This window comes from Pseudomonas sp. Sample_16 (genome assembly GCF_004307665.1).
Lineage (GTDB): Bacteria > Pseudomonadota > Gammaproteobacteria > Pseudomonadales > Pseudomonadaceae > Aquipseudomonas.
Genome location: NZ_RCOB01000129.1, coordinates 1 through 1,374, shown reverse-complemented (window position 1 = coordinate 1,374; position 1,374 = coordinate 1). Strand labels below are relative to the sequence as shown.

Below are 1,374 nucleotides of genomic sequence, written 5' to 3'. Positions count from 1 at the left end.
TTGAGCATGATAATTCTGTACCAACCAATCTTATTACCCGCTCCATCGGTACCGAGCCCATACCGTATGTTACCCCCAGTGCTTGTACCGCTTCGATTGTCAATCCCCCTAAATCCTACGTAAGCCGGCCCGGTGCAAGCTATGCTCATGGGATGACCAGTACTCACGGGCAGTAGGGTCTCGCCGGTAGGATTCAAAGCAATTGATGAACCAAAATCAAAATTTGCGTCGGCGATGGCGATGTCGCATGCGGCCGGCGTGATTTTGCCATCCACCCCCATTTCAGTCGAAGTGGCGGCAAAGGTCAAAGGCGTTAAAAGCATGAAGGGTATGACTAAAAATTTTCTCATGGACGTGGTCTCAAGGCGAAAATTAATAACACCGCGATTCAAAGCTACCGGCGCAGCCTGGTGAGCTGAACCTTGGCCTGCGGAAGGTTTTGCCGCTTTACAAACGCTATTCCACTCAACGGGGCTTTGCTGTAGGAAAACCCTCAACTTGAGCGCCCCCCCCCCAACCACCCCTGTATCAATGACTGCATCCGCGTGACAGAAAAATATACACAAGCTATACACGTCTCCTTTAAGCGCGTAACGGCAAATTAAGGATGAATTAAGTTATAACAACTAGCCTTGACCCCCGTATCCGGCATCTCAAGAGAAACCTCATGAAAACCGCGCTCGCACTCTCTATGGCTCTGCCCCTCACTGTCGGCTTGGCTCAGGCCGATGACTTGCATTTCGAACAGGTTCCGCAGTTGGTCAAAGAGGGCAAAATCAAGCCTCTGAGCACCTTGAATCAGGCTGTGATGAAATTGCATCCGGGAGCCACAATCACCGACACCGATCTGGATAACCACTTCAACGGTTACACTTATGAAGTTGAAGTGCTCGATACCAACGGTGCTGAGTGGGACGTGGACTTAAATGCCGCAACCGGGGCAGTATTGAAAAACCAGCAAGATAATTGACATGACCTCCATCGAAGCGTCGTGAGTCATGCGCTTTCGGACAGAAGTGCAACACAACGATAGTGTTGCCCAGCTCTGCGCAGCGATGCGGCATGGCGGGAGGACTGTACATGCCCCGGCATCCTGAGCTTGAATTCGATTAGAGATCTTCCCTAGCTCAGGTCTAATCGATGACCGGTCTAACCTTTCCCCGGACGATTTTAGGACTCCATTCGCATGGGCTTCGCTAGCGTGGCGAGCCGTTGTAGGCCTTCGCGCTTAAATTCGTCAGAGTTGAGGGATTTCCCTACAGCCTTTGGGTGGCGGTTACGTTTGAATGTTTTTCGGAAACCGACAAACAGTGGCCCGGCGTGAGGCATCACTTCAGGGCCTTGCGCGTCGGTTTTCGCCTCTCTGCCCCTGCC

2 protein-coding genes and 1 pseudogene are annotated in these 1,374 nt (G+C 52.0%); 1 reads left to right on the top strand and 2 read right to left on the bottom strand.

What is annotated here, in order from left to right; genetic code table 11:
- Positions 1-350 (bottom strand): annotated as a pseudogene (locus tag D8U69_RS29620) (hypothetical protein); the annotation flags it as partial.
- A gap of 317 nt (positions 351-667) precedes the next feature.
- Here D8U69_RS29620 and D8U69_RS17690 point away from each other — a divergent pair.
- Positions 668-970, top strand: coding sequence for a PepSY domain-containing protein (locus D8U69_RS17690; RefSeq protein WP_130907814.1), 303 nt, complete (start codon positions 668-670; stop codon positions 968-970).
- 200 nt (positions 971-1,170) lie between these two features.
- On the opposite strand, the gene D8U69_RS29615 is transcribed toward D8U69_RS17690, so the two are convergent.
- A partial coding sequence (locus tag D8U69_RS29615) for a hypothetical protein (protein ID WP_206663069.1) occupies positions 1,171-1,374 on the bottom strand: 204 nt, incomplete at its 5' end.

What these genes read in the sequence shown, in the direction of transcription:
- D8U69_RS17690 (WP_130907814.1), top strand. Translation starts at nt 668, where the DNA reads ATGAAAACCGCGCTCGCACTCTCTATGGCTCTGCCCCTCACTGTCGGC.